Annotated in this window: 16 protein-coding genes; 7 read left to right on the top strand and 9 right to left on the bottom strand. The window is 71.3% G+C overall.

Annotated elements, in window-relative coordinates; all coding sequences use genetic code 11:
* Positions 1 to 14 precede the first annotated feature (14 nt).
* Together ACN6LB_RS05550 and ACN6LB_RS05555 are read right to left on the bottom strand one after the other, a co-directional pair.
* Positions 15 to 656, bottom strand: a complete 642-nt coding sequence (locus ACN6LB_RS05550; RefSeq protein WP_356138875.1) for a response regulator transcription factor — start codon at positions 654 to 656, stop codon at positions 15 to 17.
* Positions 653 to 1,825, bottom strand: coding sequence for a sensor histidine kinase (locus ACN6LB_RS05555; RefSeq protein WP_445024796.1), 1,173 nt, complete (start codon positions 1,823 to 1,825; stop codon positions 653 to 655). Before ACN6LB_RS05555 ends, ACN6LB_RS05550 begins: the two co-directional genes overlap by 4 nt.
* A 150-nt stretch (positions 1,826 to 1,975) precedes the next feature.
* Between ACN6LB_RS05555 and ACN6LB_RS05560 the strand changes: the two genes are divergently transcribed.
* Entirely contained in the window at positions 1,976 to 2,593 is a 618-nt protein-coding gene (locus tag ACN6LB_RS05560) for a hypothetical protein (RefSeq protein ID WP_445024797.1), read from the top strand.
* Here ACN6LB_RS05560 and ACN6LB_RS05565 read toward each other — a convergent pair.
* The 3 genes from ACN6LB_RS05565 to ACN6LB_RS05575 are packed head-to-tail and all read right to left on the bottom strand — an operon-like array spanning position 2,510 to position 4,659.
* On the bottom strand, positions 2,510 to 3,082 hold the full coding sequence (locus tag ACN6LB_RS05565) for a cob(I)yrinic acid a,c-diamide adenosyltransferase (RefSeq protein WP_445024798.1): 573 nt from the start codon (positions 3,080 to 3,082) through the stop codon (positions 2,510 to 2,512). The genes ACN6LB_RS05560 and ACN6LB_RS05565 overlap by 84 nt on opposite strands.
* A gap of 13 nt (positions 3,083 to 3,095) precedes the next feature.
* Complete coding sequence (locus tag ACN6LB_RS05570) at positions 3,096 to 3,845, bottom strand: ABC transporter permease (protein ID WP_445024799.1); 750 nt, start codon at positions 3,843 to 3,845, stop codon at positions 3,096 to 3,098.
* Between the two features lie 31 nt (positions 3,846 to 3,876).
* Positions 3,877 to 4,659 (bottom strand): ABC transporter ATP-binding protein, encoded by a 783-nt coding sequence (locus tag ACN6LB_RS05575; protein ID WP_445024800.1) that lies wholly within the window; start codon positions 4,657 to 4,659, stop codon positions 3,877 to 3,879.
* 98 nt (positions 4,660 to 4,757) lie between these two features.
* On the opposite strand from ACN6LB_RS05575, the gene ACN6LB_RS05580 reads away from it, so the two are divergent.
* The 4 genes from ACN6LB_RS05580 (at position 4,758) to ACN6LB_RS05595 (ending at position 9,747) form a co-directional block, all read left to right on the top strand.
* Entirely contained in the window at positions 4,758 to 5,399 is a 642-nt protein-coding gene (locus tag ACN6LB_RS05580) for a TetR/AcrR family transcriptional regulator (protein WP_356138888.1), read from the top strand.
* A 125-nt stretch (positions 5,400 to 5,524) separates the two neighbouring features.
* Positions 5,525 to 6,373 carry a 3-hydroxyacyl-CoA dehydrogenase family protein gene (locus ACN6LB_RS05585; RefSeq protein WP_445024801.1) on the top strand — a complete coding sequence of 283 codons (849 nt, stop codon included), beginning with the start codon at positions 5,525 to 5,527 and terminating at the stop codon, positions 6,371 to 6,373.
* Between the two features lie 154 nt (positions 6,374 to 6,527).
* Positions 6,528 to 6,851 carry an STAS domain-containing protein gene (locus ACN6LB_RS05590; RefSeq protein ID WP_445024802.1) on the top strand — a complete coding sequence of 108 codons (324 nt, stop codon included), beginning with the start codon at positions 6,528 to 6,530 and terminating at the stop codon, positions 6,849 to 6,851.
* Positions 6,852 to 7,128: 277 nt separating this feature from the next.
* Entirely contained in the window at positions 7,129 to 9,747 is a 2,619-nt protein-coding gene (locus ACN6LB_RS05595; protein ID WP_445024803.1) for an ATP-binding protein, read from the top strand.
* Positions 9,748 to 9,808: 61 nt separating this feature from the next.
* Here the strand turns inward: ACN6LB_RS05595 and nucS are convergent, their stop codons facing one another.
* On the bottom strand, positions 9,809 to 10,480 hold the full coding sequence (gene nucS / locus ACN6LB_RS05600; RefSeq protein WP_356138896.1) for an endonuclease NucS: 672 nt from the start codon (positions 10,478 to 10,480) through the stop codon (positions 9,809 to 9,811).
* Positions 10,481 to 10,804: 324 nt separating this feature from the next.
* Here nucS and ACN6LB_RS05605 point away from each other — a divergent pair, with 324 nt between their 5' ends.
* The gene (locus ACN6LB_RS05605; RefSeq protein WP_356138898.1) at positions 10,805 to 11,197 is read left to right on the top strand and encodes an SCO5389 family protein; all 393 of its coding nucleotides are present in this window, start codon (positions 10,805 to 10,807) and stop codon (positions 11,195 to 11,197) included.
* A gap of 120 nt (positions 11,198 to 11,317) precedes the next feature.
* On the opposite strand, the gene ACN6LB_RS05610 is transcribed toward ACN6LB_RS05605, so the two are convergent.
* A complete protein-coding gene (locus ACN6LB_RS05610) occupies positions 11,318 to 12,346 on the bottom strand; it encodes an LLM class flavin-dependent oxidoreductase (protein ID WP_356138900.1) in 1,029 nt (342 codons plus the stop codon).
* 218 nt (positions 12,347 to 12,564) lie between these two features.
* Between ACN6LB_RS05610 and ACN6LB_RS05615 the strand changes: the two genes are divergently transcribed.
* Positions 12,565 to 12,900, top strand: a complete 336-nt coding sequence (locus ACN6LB_RS05615) for an ATP/GTP-binding protein (RefSeq protein WP_445024804.1) — start codon at positions 12,565 to 12,567, stop codon at positions 12,898 to 12,900.
* Between the two features lie 15 nt (positions 12,901 to 12,915).
* Here the strand turns inward: ACN6LB_RS05615 and ACN6LB_RS05620 are convergent, their stop codons facing one another.
* Complete coding sequence (locus tag ACN6LB_RS05620) at positions 12,916 to 13,764, bottom strand: ABC transporter permease (RefSeq protein ID WP_445024805.1); 849 nt, start codon at positions 13,762 to 13,764, stop codon at positions 12,916 to 12,918.
* The gene (locus ACN6LB_RS05625) at positions 13,761 to 15,047 is read right to left on the bottom strand and encodes an ABC transporter ATP-binding protein (RefSeq protein WP_356138907.1); all 1,287 of its coding nucleotides are present in this window, start codon (positions 15,045 to 15,047) and stop codon (positions 13,761 to 13,763) included. Before ACN6LB_RS05625 ends, ACN6LB_RS05620 begins: the two co-directional genes overlap by 4 nt.
* Positions 15,048 to 15,108 lie beyond the last annotated feature (61 nt).

Raw genomic sequence — 15,108 nt, forward strand, 5'->3', positions numbered from 1 at the left:
GCGCTGGTCGGACTTCAGACGCCCAACTCTTGTGCCAGCACGGCCGCTTGCACCCGGCTGCGCAGCTCCAGCTTCCCCAGCAGGCGGCTGACGTGCGTCTTCACCGTCGCCTCCGCCATGTCGAGCCGCCGCGCGATCTCCGCGTTGGAGAGCCCCTCGCCGAGGCAGGACAGCACCTCGCGCTCCCGCCGGGTCAGGGCGTCCAGGACGGTCGGATCGGCCGTCGGCTCGCGGACCGGCTTCGCCGCGAACTCGGCGATCAGCCGCCGGGTGACGGCTGGGGCGATCATTCCGTCGCCGCCCGCGACCGTGCGCACGGCGGCGATCAGGTCCTTCGCCTCCGTGTCCTTGAGCAGGAACCCGGAGGCGCCCGCGCGCAGCGCACCGAAGACGTACGCGTCGAGGTCGAAGGTGGTGAGCACGAGGACGTCCGCGAGGTGCTCGTCGACGACCTGGCGGGTGGCGGACACCCCGTCGAGGCGCGGCATCTGGATGTCCATCAGGACGATATCCGGCCGAAGTTCACGCGCGAGGGCCACCGCCTGCTCGCCGTCCGCCGCCTCCCCGACCACCTCGATGTCGAGGGCGCTGCGCAGGATGAGGACGAGCCCGGCCCGTACGGCGGACTGGTCCTCGGCGACGAGCACACGGATCATTCGGCTGCTCCTTCGGTGAGGGGGAGGGCGGCGCGTACGGCCCACAGCGCGCCGTCGGGACCGGCGGCGAGGGTGCCGCCCAGCAGGGTGGCCCGCTCCCGCATCCCGACGAGACCGGCGCCGGATCCGGGGGCGCGCGGGCCGTCCCCGTGGCCGTACGGGCTGGTGACCCGGACGTCGAGCACATCGTCCCGCTGAGCGAGGGTGACGGTGACGCGGCCCGGGCGGGCGTGCTTGAGGGCGTTGGTCAGGGACTCCTGGACGATCCGGTAGGCGGCGAGTTCGACGGGGGCGGGGACCCGGCCGTGGTCGGTGTCGAGGCGGATGTCGAGGCCGTTGGCGCGGGCGCCCTCCACCAGTGCGGCGAGTCCGTCCAGGGTGGGGACCGCGGCGGGTTCGCGGTCGTTGCCCCCCTCGCGCAGGATCCCGATCAGCCGGCGCATCTCGGCAAGCCCCTCGACGCTGTTCTCGCGGATGACGGCGAGGGCGTCCTTGGAGGTCCTGGGGTCGTCGAGCGACAGCGCGGCCGTGGAGTGGATGGCGATCGCGGACAGGTGGTTGGCGACCATGTCGTGCAACTCCCGTGCCATCCGGGCACGTTCGGCCGTCACGGCCTGGGTGCGGTCCATCTCCGCGAGCAGCGCGGTCTGTTCGGCGCGCAGCCGTTCCGCGACGGCGGTGTCGCGGTGGTTGCGGACGATCCAACCGGTGGCGGCGGGGGTGAAGGTCACCAGGCCGGTGACCGCCCCGATCAGCAGCCCCTCCGGCTTCCGCCACGCGGCGACGGGCCACACGGTCCCGATCACCGTGATCAGACCGGTGATCCAGGGGATGCGCCGGGCCGCTCCGGGCGAGCCGTACAGCACGGCCGCGTACACCAGGTCGGTGAACATCACGATGGTGGCCAGGTTGCCGCGGGTCAGCAGGTCGGCGACCAGGGCGACCGTGCCGACGAGCAGCGCGGTGCGCGGCCGCGTACGGCGCATGAGTTCGCAGCCGGCCGTGATGACCAGCGGCACGAGCACCGCCCAGCCCGCGTCGACGAGCGCCATCGGATCGTCGGGACCCCGGCTGCAGAGCCCGACACCCCACAGGAACAGTCCGCCGAGCAGTCCCCCGACGGCGATGCGCACGTCGTCGCGGTGCGGGCGGGGGAGACGGTCGGCCATGACTCCATCCAACACGGCACACCGGCACCCCGCCTGATGCCCGGGGACGGTCCGCGTCTACATCGAAGGATGCAGTCCGACCTCGTCACCGCCGACGACGAATCCGCCCGCCGCCCGCGCGAGCCTGGAAGGGCGAGAGAGGAGCGAACCGTGATCGTCGGACTGATCATCGCCTGCGAGGTGGGCTTCTGGGTGCTGCTGGCGGCGGGCCTCGCCGCCCGCTACCTGCTGAGGCTGCGCCGGACCAGTGTGGCCCTGCTGTTGTGCGAACCGCTGCTGGAGGTCGTGCTGTTCGTGGTCACCGCGGTCGACCTCAAGGACGGCGCCGACCCTGACTGGAAGCACGGTCTCGCCGCCGTCTACATCGCCTTCACCCTGGTCATGGGGCACCGCACGATCAGGTGGGTCGACGCGCACGTCGCCCACCGCTTCGCGGGCGGCCCACCGCCGGTCCGGCCGCCGAAGTACGGCACGGCCCGAGCCGTTCACGAGTGGCGGACCGCCGGGCGGTGGATCCTCGCCTCGGCGCTCGCCGCCGGACTGCTCCAGGCCGCGATCTGGTACGTCGGCGGGGACGGCGACACCGGCTCGCTGCGCCAGTGGCAGTCGAGGATGGTGTGGCTGATCGGCATCAACGTGGTGATCGCCGTCAGCTACACCGTCTTCCCCAAGCGGGCTCCGGCGTCAGCGCTCCCCGCCGGGGACCCACAACACGTCCCCGACGTCCTTGTTCGCCGTACGGGCAAGAATGAAGAGCAGATCCGATAGCCGGTTGAGGTAGGTCGCCGTGAGTGGATTCATGACCTCTCCGTGCACCTCCATCGCCGCCCACGTCGAGCGCTCCGCCCGCCGTACGACCGTGCACGCCTGGTGCAGCAGCGCCGCGCCGGTGGTGCCGCCGGGCAGGATGAAGGAGCGGAGCTTCTCCAACTGCTCGTTGAAGCGGTCGCAGTCCGCCTCCAGCTTGTCGATGTAGAACTGCTCGACGCGCAGCGGCGGGAACTCGGGGTTCTCGGCGACCGGCGTCGACAGGTCGGCGCCCACGTCGAACAGGTCGTTCTGCACCCGGGTGAGGACCTTCACGACCTCCTCGTCCAGCCCGCCGAGCGCGATCGCCGTGCCGATCACCGCGTTCGCCTCGTTGGCGTCCGCGTACGCCGAGATCCGCAGATCGGTCTTGGCGACCCGGCTCATGTCCCCGAGGGCGGTGCTGCCCTGGTCGCCGGTCCTGGTGTAGATGCGCGTCAGATTGACCATGCGTCCAGCGTAGTTACGCTCCGGCCCTGCGGAACACACGTGTGCCCACCGTCACGGCGAGTCCCGCGAAACCGACGGCGACCAGGACGCCGTACAGCATGTGATCGGTCGTGTACGAGCCGACGTACGCGTCCCGCATCGCGTCCACGACATAGCGGAACGGCACGAAGTGGGAGAGCACGTCGAGCCAGCCGGGGGCGAGGGTCATCGGGAGCATCAGGCCGGACAGCAGCATGGAGGGCATCGCCAGCGCGTTGATGGTCGGGCCGAACTCCTGCGGCGTATGCATCCGCATGGCCAGCGCGTACGACAGTGAGGCGAGCGAGACCGTCAGCAGCGCCACGAACGCGAAGCCGATCAAAATGCCGGCCAGCGGCGCCCGCAGGCCCATCAGGACGGCGGCCAGCACCAGGAGCACCGCCTGGAAGACGAAGACCGCGGCGTCGCGCAGGACCCGGCCGAGCAGCAGCGCCAGCCGGCTCACCGGCGTGACCCGCATTCGCTCCACCACCCCCTGCCCCTTCTCCAGAATAATCATGAAGCCGGCGAACAGGGCCCCGAACAGCACGAGTTGGAGCAGAAGCCCCGGGACCAGCACCTGCCAGGAGCCGGCCCGAGTCCCGAGCGGCAGACCGGTCAGCAGGGGACCGAAGAAGAGCAGGTAGAGCAGCGGCATCAGGACGCCGAAGAGCATCGCGAAGCGGGAGCGCAGGGTCTGGCGGGCATACCGCCCGAAAATGAGCGCGGTGTCGTGGAGAAGCATCTCTGGGGGGTTCCTCTGCGGCTTGTGCGGCTTATACGGCTACGGGGGTGGAGTCGGCCGGCGCAGGGCCGCGGCCGGTGATCGCGAGGAACGTGTCCTGGAGCGTCGCGTCGATCGAGCCGGCGTGAGCCAGCTTCAGTGCGCTCGGCGTGCCCTCGGCGACGACCACTCCCTTGTCGACGATCACCAGGCGGTCGGCGAGCGCGTCCGCCTCGTCGAGGTAGTGGGTGGTGAGGAAGACCGTGGTGCCGTGCTCGGCGCGCAGCCGGCGGACGAGGTCCCAGAGGTCGGCGCGGCTCGCCGGGTCCAGCCCCGTCGTCGGTTCGTCGAGGAACAGCACCGCAGGGCGGTGGGTGAGGCCCATCGCGATGTCGAGGCGGCGCCGCTGGCCGCCGGAGAGCGCGGACGTCCTGCGGTCGAGCAGCTCGGTCAGGTCCAGCTCGTGCGCCAACTCCTCGGTGCGCTCGCTCGCCTGAGCCTTCGTCAGGCGGTACAGCCGCCCCTGGGTGACCAGTTCCTCCCGGACGCTCACGCTCGGGTCGACGCCACCGGACTGCGCCACGTAACCGCAGGCGCGCCGCACCCCGGCCGGATCGCGGACCAGGTCGCAGCCCGCGACGGTGGCCGCGCCGCCGGTGGGGGCCAGCAGGGTGGTGAGCATGCGGAGGGTGGTCGTCTTGCCCGCGCCGTTCGGGCCGAGGAAGCCGAGGATCTCGCCCGGGCGGACGGTCAGGTCGATGCCGCGCACGGCCTCCACGGGGCCGCGTTTCGTCTGGAAGGTACGGGCCAGTCCGGCCGTACTGATGATTGCCATGCGCCCCAGAAAAACAGAGTCGCTGAAAATTTGCAATGACACCAAAAAATAAAGTCACCCCAAATCTTCAGCGGTCCCAGCGAAGCTACGATGGCCGCATGGCAGAAGGGCTCAGGGAGCGGAAGAAGCGGCAGACCCGGCAGTACATCTCGGATGTCGCCACGGGCCTGTTCCTGGAGCGCGGGTTCGACGCGGTGACGATCGCCGAGGTCGCCGAGGCGGCCGACGTCTCCGTCAACACCGTCTACAACTACTTCCCCGCCAAGGAGGACCTCTTCCTCGACCGCTCCCGGGGCGTCGTCGACCGGCTCGCGCGCTGGACACGCGCCCGCGGCAAGGGCGAGTCGGCCGCCGCCGCCGTGCTGCGGGAACTGCGCGACGAGGTCCAGGCGGTCTCGCCGCGGCTCGGACTGATGGACGGCTACGCCCGCTTCATGCAGGTCATCCACGACGCCCCCGGGCTGCGCTCCCGTCTGTGGGCGATCGGTCAGGAGGTCCTGATCAACCTGGAGGAGGCGCTGCGCGAGGAGACCGGCGCCCCCGCCGAGGATCCGATGCCGGGTCTGATCGCCGGCCAGATCAACTGGGTCCACCAGACGGTCATGGCCACCATCGGCCGCGAGATGATGGCGGGTCGCAACCCGGACGAAGTGTCACGCGAGGTGCTTTTGCTCCTCGACGACATGGAGGGCCTGCTGAGCGAGAAGGTCCTCAACTACGCGGTGCGGGACGCGGGGTGAGCCATCCGGTGTGATGTCCGTCAGTTGAGACGTGACGCGCATTACTTACCGGTCACACAGCACTTCACGAGCGCTAGTGTCCGCCCGAGAGGCAGTCATCAGCGGAGCGTCAGGGGAGTCGCACAGTGGCACGGAAGCTTGCCGTCATCGGAGCCGGACTCATGGGGTCCGGCATTGCCCAGGTCTCCGCGCAGGCGGGCTGGGACGTCGTGCTGCGCGATGTCACCGACGAAGCGCTGAGCCGGGGCCTCGACGGCATCAAGGCCTCGTACGACAGGTTCGTGGCCAAGGGCAGGCTCGAAGGCGCCGACGCGGACGCCGCGCTCGCACGTATCACCACCACGACCGACCTGGACGCGGTCGCCGACGCCGACATCGTCGTCGAGGCCGTCTTCGAGAAGCTCGAGGTCAAGCACGAGATCTTCCGGACGCTCGACAAGATCGTCCGCGAGGACGCCGTACTCGCCTCCAACACCTCCGCCATCCCGATCACCAAGATCGCGGCGGCCACCGAGCACCCCGAGCGCGTCGTCGGTGTGCACTTCTTCTCGCCGGTCCCGATGATGCAGCTCGTCGAGCTGGTCCGCGGCTACAAGACCAGCGACGAAGCCCTCGCCACCGCGCGGGCGTTCGCCGAGTCCGTCGGCAAGACCTGCATCGTCGTCAACCGCGACGTGGCCGGCTTCGTGACGACCCGTCTCATCTCCGCGCTCGTCGTCGAGGCGACGAAACTGTACGAGTCGGGCGTGGCGAGCGCCGAGGACATCGACCTCGCCTGCAAGCTGGGCTTCGGCCACGCCATGGGACCCCTGGCGACGGCCGACCTGACCGGCGTCGACATCCTGCTGCACGCCACCGGCAACATCTACACCGAGACCCAGGACGAGAAGTTCGCCCCGCCGGAGCTGATGCGCCGGATGGTTGACGCCGGTGACATCGGCCGCAAGAGCGGGCAGGGCTTCTACAAGCACTGAAACCGCACACGCCTCTGGGGCATCACCCCATGAGGTGAATTCGGTATCGGTTCGCTTACGGACGGCAACCTCTGCACCCTTCGGGCAGTCAGACGGTGCACTACAGAGAAACGCAGACCGACACGGAGTACGAGAAGCACTCTCGGGGAGCGATATGTACATCAGGGGCGACCACGTCGAGCTGGTCGTCGGGGGCCGCCTCGACGTCCGCAGCGCGGCGGACGCCCGTTCGGTCCTGCACACGGCCGTCGACGACGGAGCCGGCGACCTGGTGCTCGACCTGTCCGAGCTGGACTCCTGGGACGCCACCGGCCTCGGTGTGATCATGGGGGCCCACCGGCGGGCCGGGCGGTGCGGCCGACGGCTCGTGCTGCGCCACGTACCGCCGCAGATGCAACGCCTGCTGGTCGCCACCCGGCTGCACCGGATCCTCGCGATCGAGGGCGGCATCGGCGTGGAGTCGCTGCCCCGGGTGTGAACCCGGGGGCCGGGGGAGACCCGGGCGTCTCGGGAGTGACACGCAGGTCACGCACAATCCTCACGAAGCTGTGACGTCTCGGACGGCGCGGTACCCCGGCCGTTCGGAGATACTGTGCGAAGGTTTAGGGTTCGGCTGCCCGCCGCCCGACAACCCTTGAGCGGGCACCGGACCAGAAGCGACAGCGCAGTGTGCAGCAAGGCCGGGAGGGGCCAGAAACCTGCCGTCGGACTCCCGGCGACAGGACCGCACACGACGCTTTTGGGGGGCTTGGAACATGGACCCGAACAACCGGGGACCCGAAGAGTACGGCCATGACGACGACGGCCAGGCGCCCCGCGCGCGCCCGCCACGTGAACAGGCGACATCCGACTTCGGCCAGCACACACCCGCACTCGCCCGCACCGTCCAGCTCGTCTCGGGCGACTTCCTGCTGACCGTCAATCCCGTCGACGGCAGCGAGATCGAGGTCTGCCCGCCCGGCGAGCGGCCCGAGCGGCCGGTCAGGTACAGCGCCGCAGAACGCACCGAACTGGCCCGCGCGGCCCAGCCGCCCGTACCGCCGGGCGCGCCACTGCCCCGACTGCCGCTCCTGGACCGCCAGGACGAGCGCGAGCGGCTCGTACGTCTCCTCGCGCGCGGGCGCTCCGTACGGCTGACCGGGCCCGCGGGCTCCGGCCGCACCGTGCTCCTGGACGCCGTCGCCGACGACTGCGCGGACCTCGCGCCCGACGGCGTCGTACGCCTGTCCGGGTACCGGCGCACCGCGAACGACCTGCTGTACGACCTCTTCGCCGCAGTGCACAACGCACCGCTGTACCGGCCGGAACGGGACGAACTGCTCCGGCTCGTCCACGAGATCGGCGCGGTCGTCGTCCTCGACGACGTGGAGTTCGGCGCCGGCGCGCTCGACGAACTGCTCGATGCCACCCCCGAGTGCGCCTTCCTGATCAGCGCCACGCCGGACGTTCCGGCGCCGTCCGCCGAGTCGCTCCTCGAAGAGGTCTTCCTCGGCGGCCTCGACCGCAGCGGCGGCCTGGAACTCCTGGAGCGCGCCGTCGGACGCGTGCTCACCGAGGACGAGTCGAACTGGGCGGGCGACCTCTGGTTCGAGTCCGAGGGGCTCCCGCTGCGCTTCGTGCAGGCCGGGGCGCTGCTGCGACAGCGCGACCAGCTGCGCGCCGACCCGAGCGCCTTCGACGAGTTCGGCTACCTCGGGGACGCCCCCGTCGGCCCGTCGTCCGTGGACACCTCCATAGGCACGGCCGCCGACACACCCGTCGACGCGCCCTTCGAAGCCGACGCCGAGGACGCCGTACCCCTGCCCTCGCTCGCCGAGGGCGCCGCGCCCGCCGCCCTGCTGGCGTCCCGGCTCAGCGAGTCGGCGCGCGCCACCCTGAAGTTCGCGGTCGCCCTGGGCGGCGAGGTCCCGCACCAGGCGCACCTGCCCGCGCTCGTCGGCGACACCCACGCGGACGCCGCCCTCGCCGAACTCGCCAGCTGCGCGCTGGTCTCGCCGGTCGGCTCCCGCTACCGGCTCGCGGCCGGTGTGCAGGCCCAGCTGGAGGCCGCCGGGTACGCCGGCGAGGTCGCCGACCGCGCGCTCGCCGCCGCCCGGCACTACACCTGGTGGGCCGGGCACCCCTCGGTCACCCCGGAGCGGGTCTGCGCCGAGGCGGACGCCGTCCTCGCCGCGCTGACCGTGCTGGTGCCGCTCACCACGGCCCCGCTGGACGGCGAGGAGGAGAGCCCCTCCGTCGAGCTGGCCCGCACGGCCGCGCCCGCCTTCGCCGCGGGCCTGAACTGGAGTGCCTGGGAGCGCTCGCTGCGTTCCGGCGCCGAGGCGTCGAGGCTCGCCGGTGAGGTCGCCGACCAGGCCTACTTCCACCACGAACTGGGTGTCCTCGCGCTCTGCGGCGGCCGGCTCGACCGGGCGCGCGCCGAGCTGGAGGCCTCCATCGGGCTGCGCGGCGCGCTCGCCGACAAACGCGGCACCGTCGCCGGACGCCGGGCGCTCGCACTGGTCGCCGACCGCTCGGGCGCCGTCACCCCGCCCGGCGGACAGACCGCCGCGGGCGAGGAGGTGCCGGACGCGCGGTACGAGGAGTCCGCGTCGCCCCCGGGAGGCGTACCGGCCGCGTTCGGTGGACCCGCCGCCTTCGGTGGGCCCGCCTCGTTCCCGCCCGCCGAACCGCCGCCCGTCCCCGCGACGCTGGTCACGCACCGGTCCGAGCCGGGCCCCGGGCCGCAGCGCGAGGGCATGCGGGGCCGCCTGGTGAGCGGCACCCGGCGCAACCTGGCTGCCGCGGGCGCGGGCGCGCTCCTGGTCGCCGTGCTCGGCACCGTCGTGGGGCTCGGCATGACGTCCAACAACGACCAGGACCCCTCCGACAAGGTCGGCGTCAACCCGTCGGCCAGTCAGGGCACCGACGACGACAGCCTGGGCGCGGACAAGCCGAAGAAGGACAGCGACGGCGGCGGTGGCGGGGGTGCGTCGAGCACGCCCACCGACCCGGGCCCGGACGGCTCGTACGGCACCTCGGACGATCCGACGCCGACGAAGAGCACGCAGCCGTCGGACGACCCGAGCGGGACCAAGAGCCCGAGCGGTACGACGAGGCCGCCGAGCACGTCCAGGCCGCCGTCGACGTCGAGGCCGCCCACCTCGCCTCCGCCGTCGACGTCGAGGCCGCCGAGCAGTCCGCCGGCGACCTCCACGCCGCCGAGCAGTCCGCCGGCCAGCTCCGAGCCGCCGGCGTCGTCGAGCACGCCGTCGACGTCGGACTCCGCCAGCGGGCCCGCGTCGAGCGCTCCGGGGAGCAGCTCGGCCAGCGCTCCGAGCAGCAGCGCAGCCGAGACGCCGAGTGGGTCGACGAGTACCGCGTCGGTGATCTGAGCGCAGGAAAGCGAGAGGGCCGGGTCCGTGATCGGACCCGGCCCTCGCGCTTTGCCACCGGTCAGAACAGGCGCAGTTTGTCGTCCTCGATGCCGCGCAGGGCGTTGTAGTCGAGGACCGTGCAGCCGATGCCGCGGTCGGTGGCGAGGACGCGGGCCTGCGGCTTGATCTCCTGGGCGGCGAAGATGCCGCGAACCGGCGCGAGGTGCGGGTCGCGGTTCAACAGCTCCAGGTAGCGCGTGAGTTGCTCGACGCCGTCGATCTCGCCGCGCCGCTTGATCTCGATGGCGACGGTCTTGCCCTCGGCGTCGCGGCACAGGATGTCGACGGGCCCGATGGCCGTCATGTACTCGCGGCGGATGAGCGAGTAGCCCTCGCCGAGCGTCTCGATGCGGTCGGCGAGCAGTTCCTGGAGGTGCGCTTCCACGCCGTCCTTGATCAGGCCGGGGTCCACGCCGAGTTCGTGCGAGGAGTCGTGGAGGATCTCCTCCATCGTGATGATGAGCTTCTCGCCCGCCTTGTTGATGACGGTCCAGACGCCTTCATCGTCGCCGGATCCCTCCTTCAGCGTGCAGGGCGGCGACATCCAGTTCAGGGGCTTGTAGGCCCGGTCGTCCGCGTGGATGGAGACGCTGCCGTCCGCCTTCACGAGGATGAGGCGGGGGGCCGACGGGAGGTGGGCGGTGAGCCGGCCCGCGTAGTCCACGGAGCATCGGGCAATGACGAGACGCATGGTCGGCAACGCTACTCGACGGGCGGTGGTGCACGCGATTCGCCCACCTCCAAGACCGCCTCCAAGACCGTCTCCGAGCCCGTCCGAAATCCTTTCCCGGCGCCTGTTTCCGTTTGGCACATGCTGGTGGCAACTCCCGTTCGATAGTGGCTGATTGTGTGCGCACAGGGGCCCTGCTGTGCGCGCATTCTCCTGGTGCGGTCACCGTCCGTTGCTTACCGTATAAACGGGAGGTGGCGATGCGTGTACGCAGCGTGGTTGACATCGCGAGCTCCCCTATCTGTCCGGCAACCCCCGAGACCTGGGGGTGCGAGAGGAGAACCCATGTCGCTCGACGTCTCACCGGCCCTACTCGAAAAGGCCGAGCGAGGCGAGGTCGACGAAGCGGAATTCGTCGACTGCGTCCGGACCTCCCTGCCCTACGCGTGGGAGATGATCAGCTCCCTGGTGGCCCAGCTGAAGGTCGACGGCGGTGCGTTCGCCGACAACCAGACGCCTCCGCCGGACGAGCAGGCGCGTGGCCAGCTGCTGCGTGCGCTCGCGAGTGACGCGATACGCGGCGCGCTGCAGCGGCACTTCGGCGTGCGGCTGGCCTTCCAGAACTGCCACCGGGTGGCGGTGTTCCCGCTGGAGGCCTCGGTGGACGACACACTGGCACGCTTCACCTCGGTGCGCAGCCAACTGCTCAACCAGTCACCGGAGTTCCGGGACTGCTGACGCAGGGATGCTGCACGGCTTGCCGCTCCGTACGCGGGAGGTGCATCAGTACTGGGGCGGCAAGTCCCCGCGGCGCGGGTCAGGGCCCCTCCGGCTGCGGGACGGGCCGGGTCGAGGGTGTCAGCCGAGGTGGGGGAGTACCTCGGTGCCCAGCCGCCGTACGTTTTCCTCCGTGGCCGCCAGGTCCCCCGAGCCCTCGACCAGCAGGGCGAAGCGGGAGATGCCGGTCCGTTCCGAGGTGGCCGCGAGCCGGTCGGCGCACAGCCGAGGTGTTCCCACCGGGTGCAGCCCGCAGAGCAGTTCGGTGTACGCCACCGGGTCCCGCATCGCGCGGGCGCGACCGTCGATCGTCACATGGGCGTCCAGCCCCTGCTTCAGCCAGCCGGGCATCGCCTTGATCAGCGTCTCGCACGCGTCGGTGCGGCGGTCCGCGATCTGGCAGACGCCCGCGGAGACATGGGCGGCGCCGGAGATCTCGTCCCCCGGCCGCCCCGCGGCGCGTGCGTACTGCCGCCAGAGGGCGACCATTTCGGCCTTCTCCTCGTCCCCGACATGCATCCCCAGAAGCATCGGCAGCCCCCGCTCGGCCGCGAGCCGGACGCTCGCCGGTGAGGTGCAGGCGACGACGACCTCGGGACCGTCGCCGGCGCCGATCGCCTCCGACGGGCGGGGCACGACGGGGACTTCACGGAAGGCGAACCGCTCACCCATGGCAGCCACGGCCGGTTCGCGCAGCCAGCGCACCAGCAGATCGAGTGATTCCGGGAACCCCTTCTCGTACGCCGCCAGTCCCGCGCCGAAGACCTCCAGATCCACCCAGGGGCCACCGCGCCCCACTCCCAGCGAGAAGCGCCCGCCGGACGTCATGTGCAGCAGTGCGGCCTGCTCGCCGAGCGCCACCGGGTGCACGGTGGGTAGCACGCTGACCGCCGTACCGACGCGGATGCGGCGGGTGCGGCCGAGCAGTAACGCCGCGAGGGTGATCGCCGACGGGCAGGTCCCGTACGGCACGAAGTGGTGCTCGGCCAGCCAGACCGAGTCGAGACCGGCCTCCTCGGCCACCTCCGCCGACCGCACCGCGCGGTGCAGCGCCTCCCCCTGGCCCTGTCCCGGGAACTGGGCCGCCAGAACAAAACTTCCTACGCGCATTGCACTCCTGCCTCCTTGGCGCCGACACGGAGCTCCCCACCGGGCATAACCGTGTGACACGTGCCGAGGACACGGCCTGGCGGGAAGATTGGCGGATTGTCTGGAGAATGAGTCGGCGAGGGGCGATCTGTGGGGATTGGTGGAGTACGCCTACCCTGGTGCGCGCCGCGTAGGCTGGACACGGCCGCTGCCCCCTGTATAGCTCCGTGAGGTGTCCTGTGTCCCCGCGTCGCAACCGTCCGCCGAAGGGCGCCGGCTCGTCCGGCGAGAGCGCGGACGAGGACCGCTCCGGCCGCTACGGCGGCTGGCAGGCCACGGAGAGCTGGCAGGGCGAGGAGTGGAGCGTGCGCCATGTGGCGGGCGCGAGCGCCCAGGGCAAGACCTACCGCTGCCCCGGCTGCGACCAGTTGATCCCCTCCGGCGTCCCGCACGTGGTGGCCTGGCCGGAGCACTCGGGCGTCGACGAGCGCCGGCACTGGCACAAGGCGTGCTGGAACGCGAAGGACCGCCGCACCTCGCGGGTGCAGCGGTCCCGTAACGCGCCCAGGTTCTAGCCCTGTCGGCCGGCGTCACACGTCACGGCGCTCCAGCAGGACGAAGGCGCCGACGACCGCGGCGGCCGTCACCCCGGCGAGCAGACCGAGTTGCGCGCCTCCGTGGGAGCTCTCGCTGTCCAACTGGAAGATCTTGGCGAGGGCGTTGGGAGCGTTGTACTCCTGCATCTTCTCGCCGAGCTTGCGCATGCTGTCCGACATCATCAGGAACGCGGGCATGATCGCGGGCACGAGGACGACACCGAGCATCGTGGTGATCGCGCCCGCCGAGTGACGCAGCATCGAGCCCACCGCGAGCGCGAGGGTGCCGAGCAGCGACACGTACAGCGCGCCCATCAGGACCGTGCCGCTCCACGCCTTGTCCGAGGATCCGCTGTGCATCCCCGAGGTCATCAGGCCGACCAGCCCGATCGCGAAGGCCGAGACCGCGAACGCGACCCCGAAGAAGATGATCAGCTTCGCGGCCAGCACCCGGTGGCGCTGCGGCGAGGCCGTGAACGTCGTACGGATCATGCCGGTGCCGTACTCGGACGAGACCACCAGCACGCCCAGCGTGAGCAGGCAGATCTGACCGAGCATCAGCCCGAAGAAGGCCGGGATGGTGAACGGCACGTCGGTGTAGTCGTTGTCCTGGGTCTGCGCGGCGACCAGGAAGCCGATGCCGACCACCAGGAGCAGGAAGGTGCCGAGCGTCCACATGGTGGAGCGCACCGACTTGATCTTCGTCCACTCGGAGTTCAGCGCGTGGCCGAGGTGCGTGCGGGTGACCGGGATCGGCGAGGTGTACGAGGCACCGGGCGCCGTGTGCCACTGGGGGGCGCCGGGCGCGACCTGCTGCGGCATCGGGGGCTGGGGCGTGCTCATCGGGCGTCCTCGGGCTTGGTCAGGTCGGCGGCAGGGGCGGCGGCGGGTGCGGCGGGTGCCACAGGAGCCGCGGACGGCTGTGCGGGGGCCTGGGGCGCGGCCTGGGCGTACGGGTTGGCGTCCGGCGCGCCCGCACCGGCGGGAGCGCCGTAGGGACCCGCCTGGCCCGGCTGAGCGGCACCGGGGGCGCCCGGAGCCGCGTACCCGCCCGCGAAGGGCTGTCCCTGCGGCATCGCGAACGGCTGCCCGCCCTGCTGGGGCGGCGGCGGCGCGTACCAGCCCGGCTGGCCCTGGCCGGGCACCGGCATCTGCGGCTGGGGCATGGCGCCCGGCGCCGGCTGCTGCTGGAGCCCGGCCTTCTGGTCGATGGTCGAGCGGTAGTCGACGGCGCCCTGCGTCATCCGCATGTACGCCTCCTCCAGCGAGGCCTGGTGCGGCGACAGCTCCCACAGGCGTACGTCGGAGGAGTGCGCGAGGTCGCTGATGCGGGGCAGCGGCAGCCCGGTGACGCGCAGCGCGCCGTCCTGCTCGGGCAGCACCTGGCCGCCCGCCTCGGTCAGCGCGGCCGTCAGCTTCTCGCGCTGCTGGGGGTCGGTCTCCGGGGTGCGGACCCGGGCGAAGTCCGCGGAGTTGTGCGAGATGAAGTCCTTGATGTTCATGTCGGCCAGCAGCTGGCCGCGGCCGATCACGATCAGGTGGTCGGCGGTCAGCGCCATCTCGCTCATCAGGTGCGAGGAGACGAAGACCGTACGGCCCTCGGCGGCCAGGGACTTCATCAGGTTGCGGACCCAGAGGATGCCCTCGGGGTCGAGGCCGTTGACGGGCTCGTCGAAGAGCAGCACCTGCGGGTCGCCGAGCAGCGCGGCCGCGATGCCGAGCCGCTGGCCCATGCCGAGCGAGAAGCCCTTGGAGCGCTTTCTGGCCACATCCTGCAGGCCGACGACGCCGAGGACCTCGTCCACCCGGCGGGCCGGGATGCCGGAGAGCTGCGCGAGGCAGAGCAGGTGGTTGCGGGCGTGCCGGCCGCCGTGCACGGCCTTGGCGTCGAGGAGCGCGCCGACCTGGCGGGGAGCGTTCGGCAGCTTGCGGTAGGGGAAGCCGCCGATCGTCACCGCCCCGGCGCTCGGGTTGTCCAGGCCGAGGATCATGCGCATCGTCGTCGACTTGCCCGAACCGTTGGGCCCGAGGAAGCCGGTGACGGCACCCGGCCGCACCTGGAAGGAAAGGTTGTACACGGCTGTCTTGTCGCCGTAGCGCTTCGTCAGGCCGACTGCCTCGATCATGCTCCGCACCCATCGAAAAGGTCAGGACGTCGGGGCACACGCCCCCGTAAGGCTTAGGAGG

It is taken from the genome of Streptomyces sp. SAS_270 (assembly GCF_052543295.1).

Bases quoted from the DNA above. Each gene is read 5' to 3' on its own strand.
- ACN6LB_RS05590 (WP_445024802.1), top strand. From the start codon at position 6,528: ATGTACATCAGGGGCGACCACGTCGAGCTGGTCGTCGGGGGCCGCCTC.
- ACN6LB_RS05570 (WP_445024799.1), bottom strand. From the start codon at position 3,845: ATGCTTCTCCACGACACCGCGCTCATTTTCGGGCGGTATGCCCGCCAG.
- ACN6LB_RS05565 (WP_445024798.1), bottom strand. From the start codon at position 3,082: ATGGTCAATCTGACGCGCATCTACACCAGGACCGGCGACCAGGGCAGC.
- ACN6LB_RS05620 (WP_445024805.1), bottom strand. From the start codon at position 13,764: ATGAGCACGCCCCAGCCCCCGATGCCGCAGCAGGTCGCGCCCGGCGCC.
- ACN6LB_RS05575 (WP_445024800.1), bottom strand. From the start codon at position 4,659: ATGGCAATCATCAGTACGGCCGGACTGGCCCGTACCTTCCAGACGAAA.
- ACN6LB_RS05550 (WP_356138875.1), bottom strand. From the start codon at position 656: ATGATCCGTGTGCTCGTCGCCGAGGACCAGTCCGCCGTACGGGCCGGG.
- ACN6LB_RS05625 (WP_356138907.1), bottom strand. From the start codon at position 15,047: ATGATCGAGGCAGTCGGCCTGACGAAGCGCTACGGCGACAAGACAGCC.
- ACN6LB_RS05610 (WP_356138900.1), bottom strand. From the start codon at position 12,346: ATGCGCGTAGGAAGTTTTGTTCTGGCGGCCCAGTTCCCGGGACAGGGC.
- ACN6LB_RS05580 (WP_356138888.1), top strand. From the start codon at position 4,758: ATGGCAGAAGGGCTCAGGGAGCGGAAGAAGCGGCAGACCCGGCAGTAC.
- ACN6LB_RS05555 (WP_445024796.1), bottom strand. From the start codon at position 1,825: ATGGCCGACCGTCTCCCCCGCCCGCACCGCGACGACGTGCGCATCGCC.
- ACN6LB_RS05595 (WP_445024803.1), top strand. From the start codon at position 7,129: ATGGACCCGAACAACCGGGGACCCGAAGAGTACGGCCATGACGACGAC.
- nucS (WP_356138896.1), bottom strand. From the start codon at position 10,480: ATGCGTCTCGTCATTGCCCGATGCTCCGTGGACTACGCGGGCCGGCTC.
- ACN6LB_RS05605 (WP_356138898.1), top strand. From the start codon at position 10,805: ATGTCGCTCGACGTCTCACCGGCCCTACTCGAAAAGGCCGAGCGAGGC.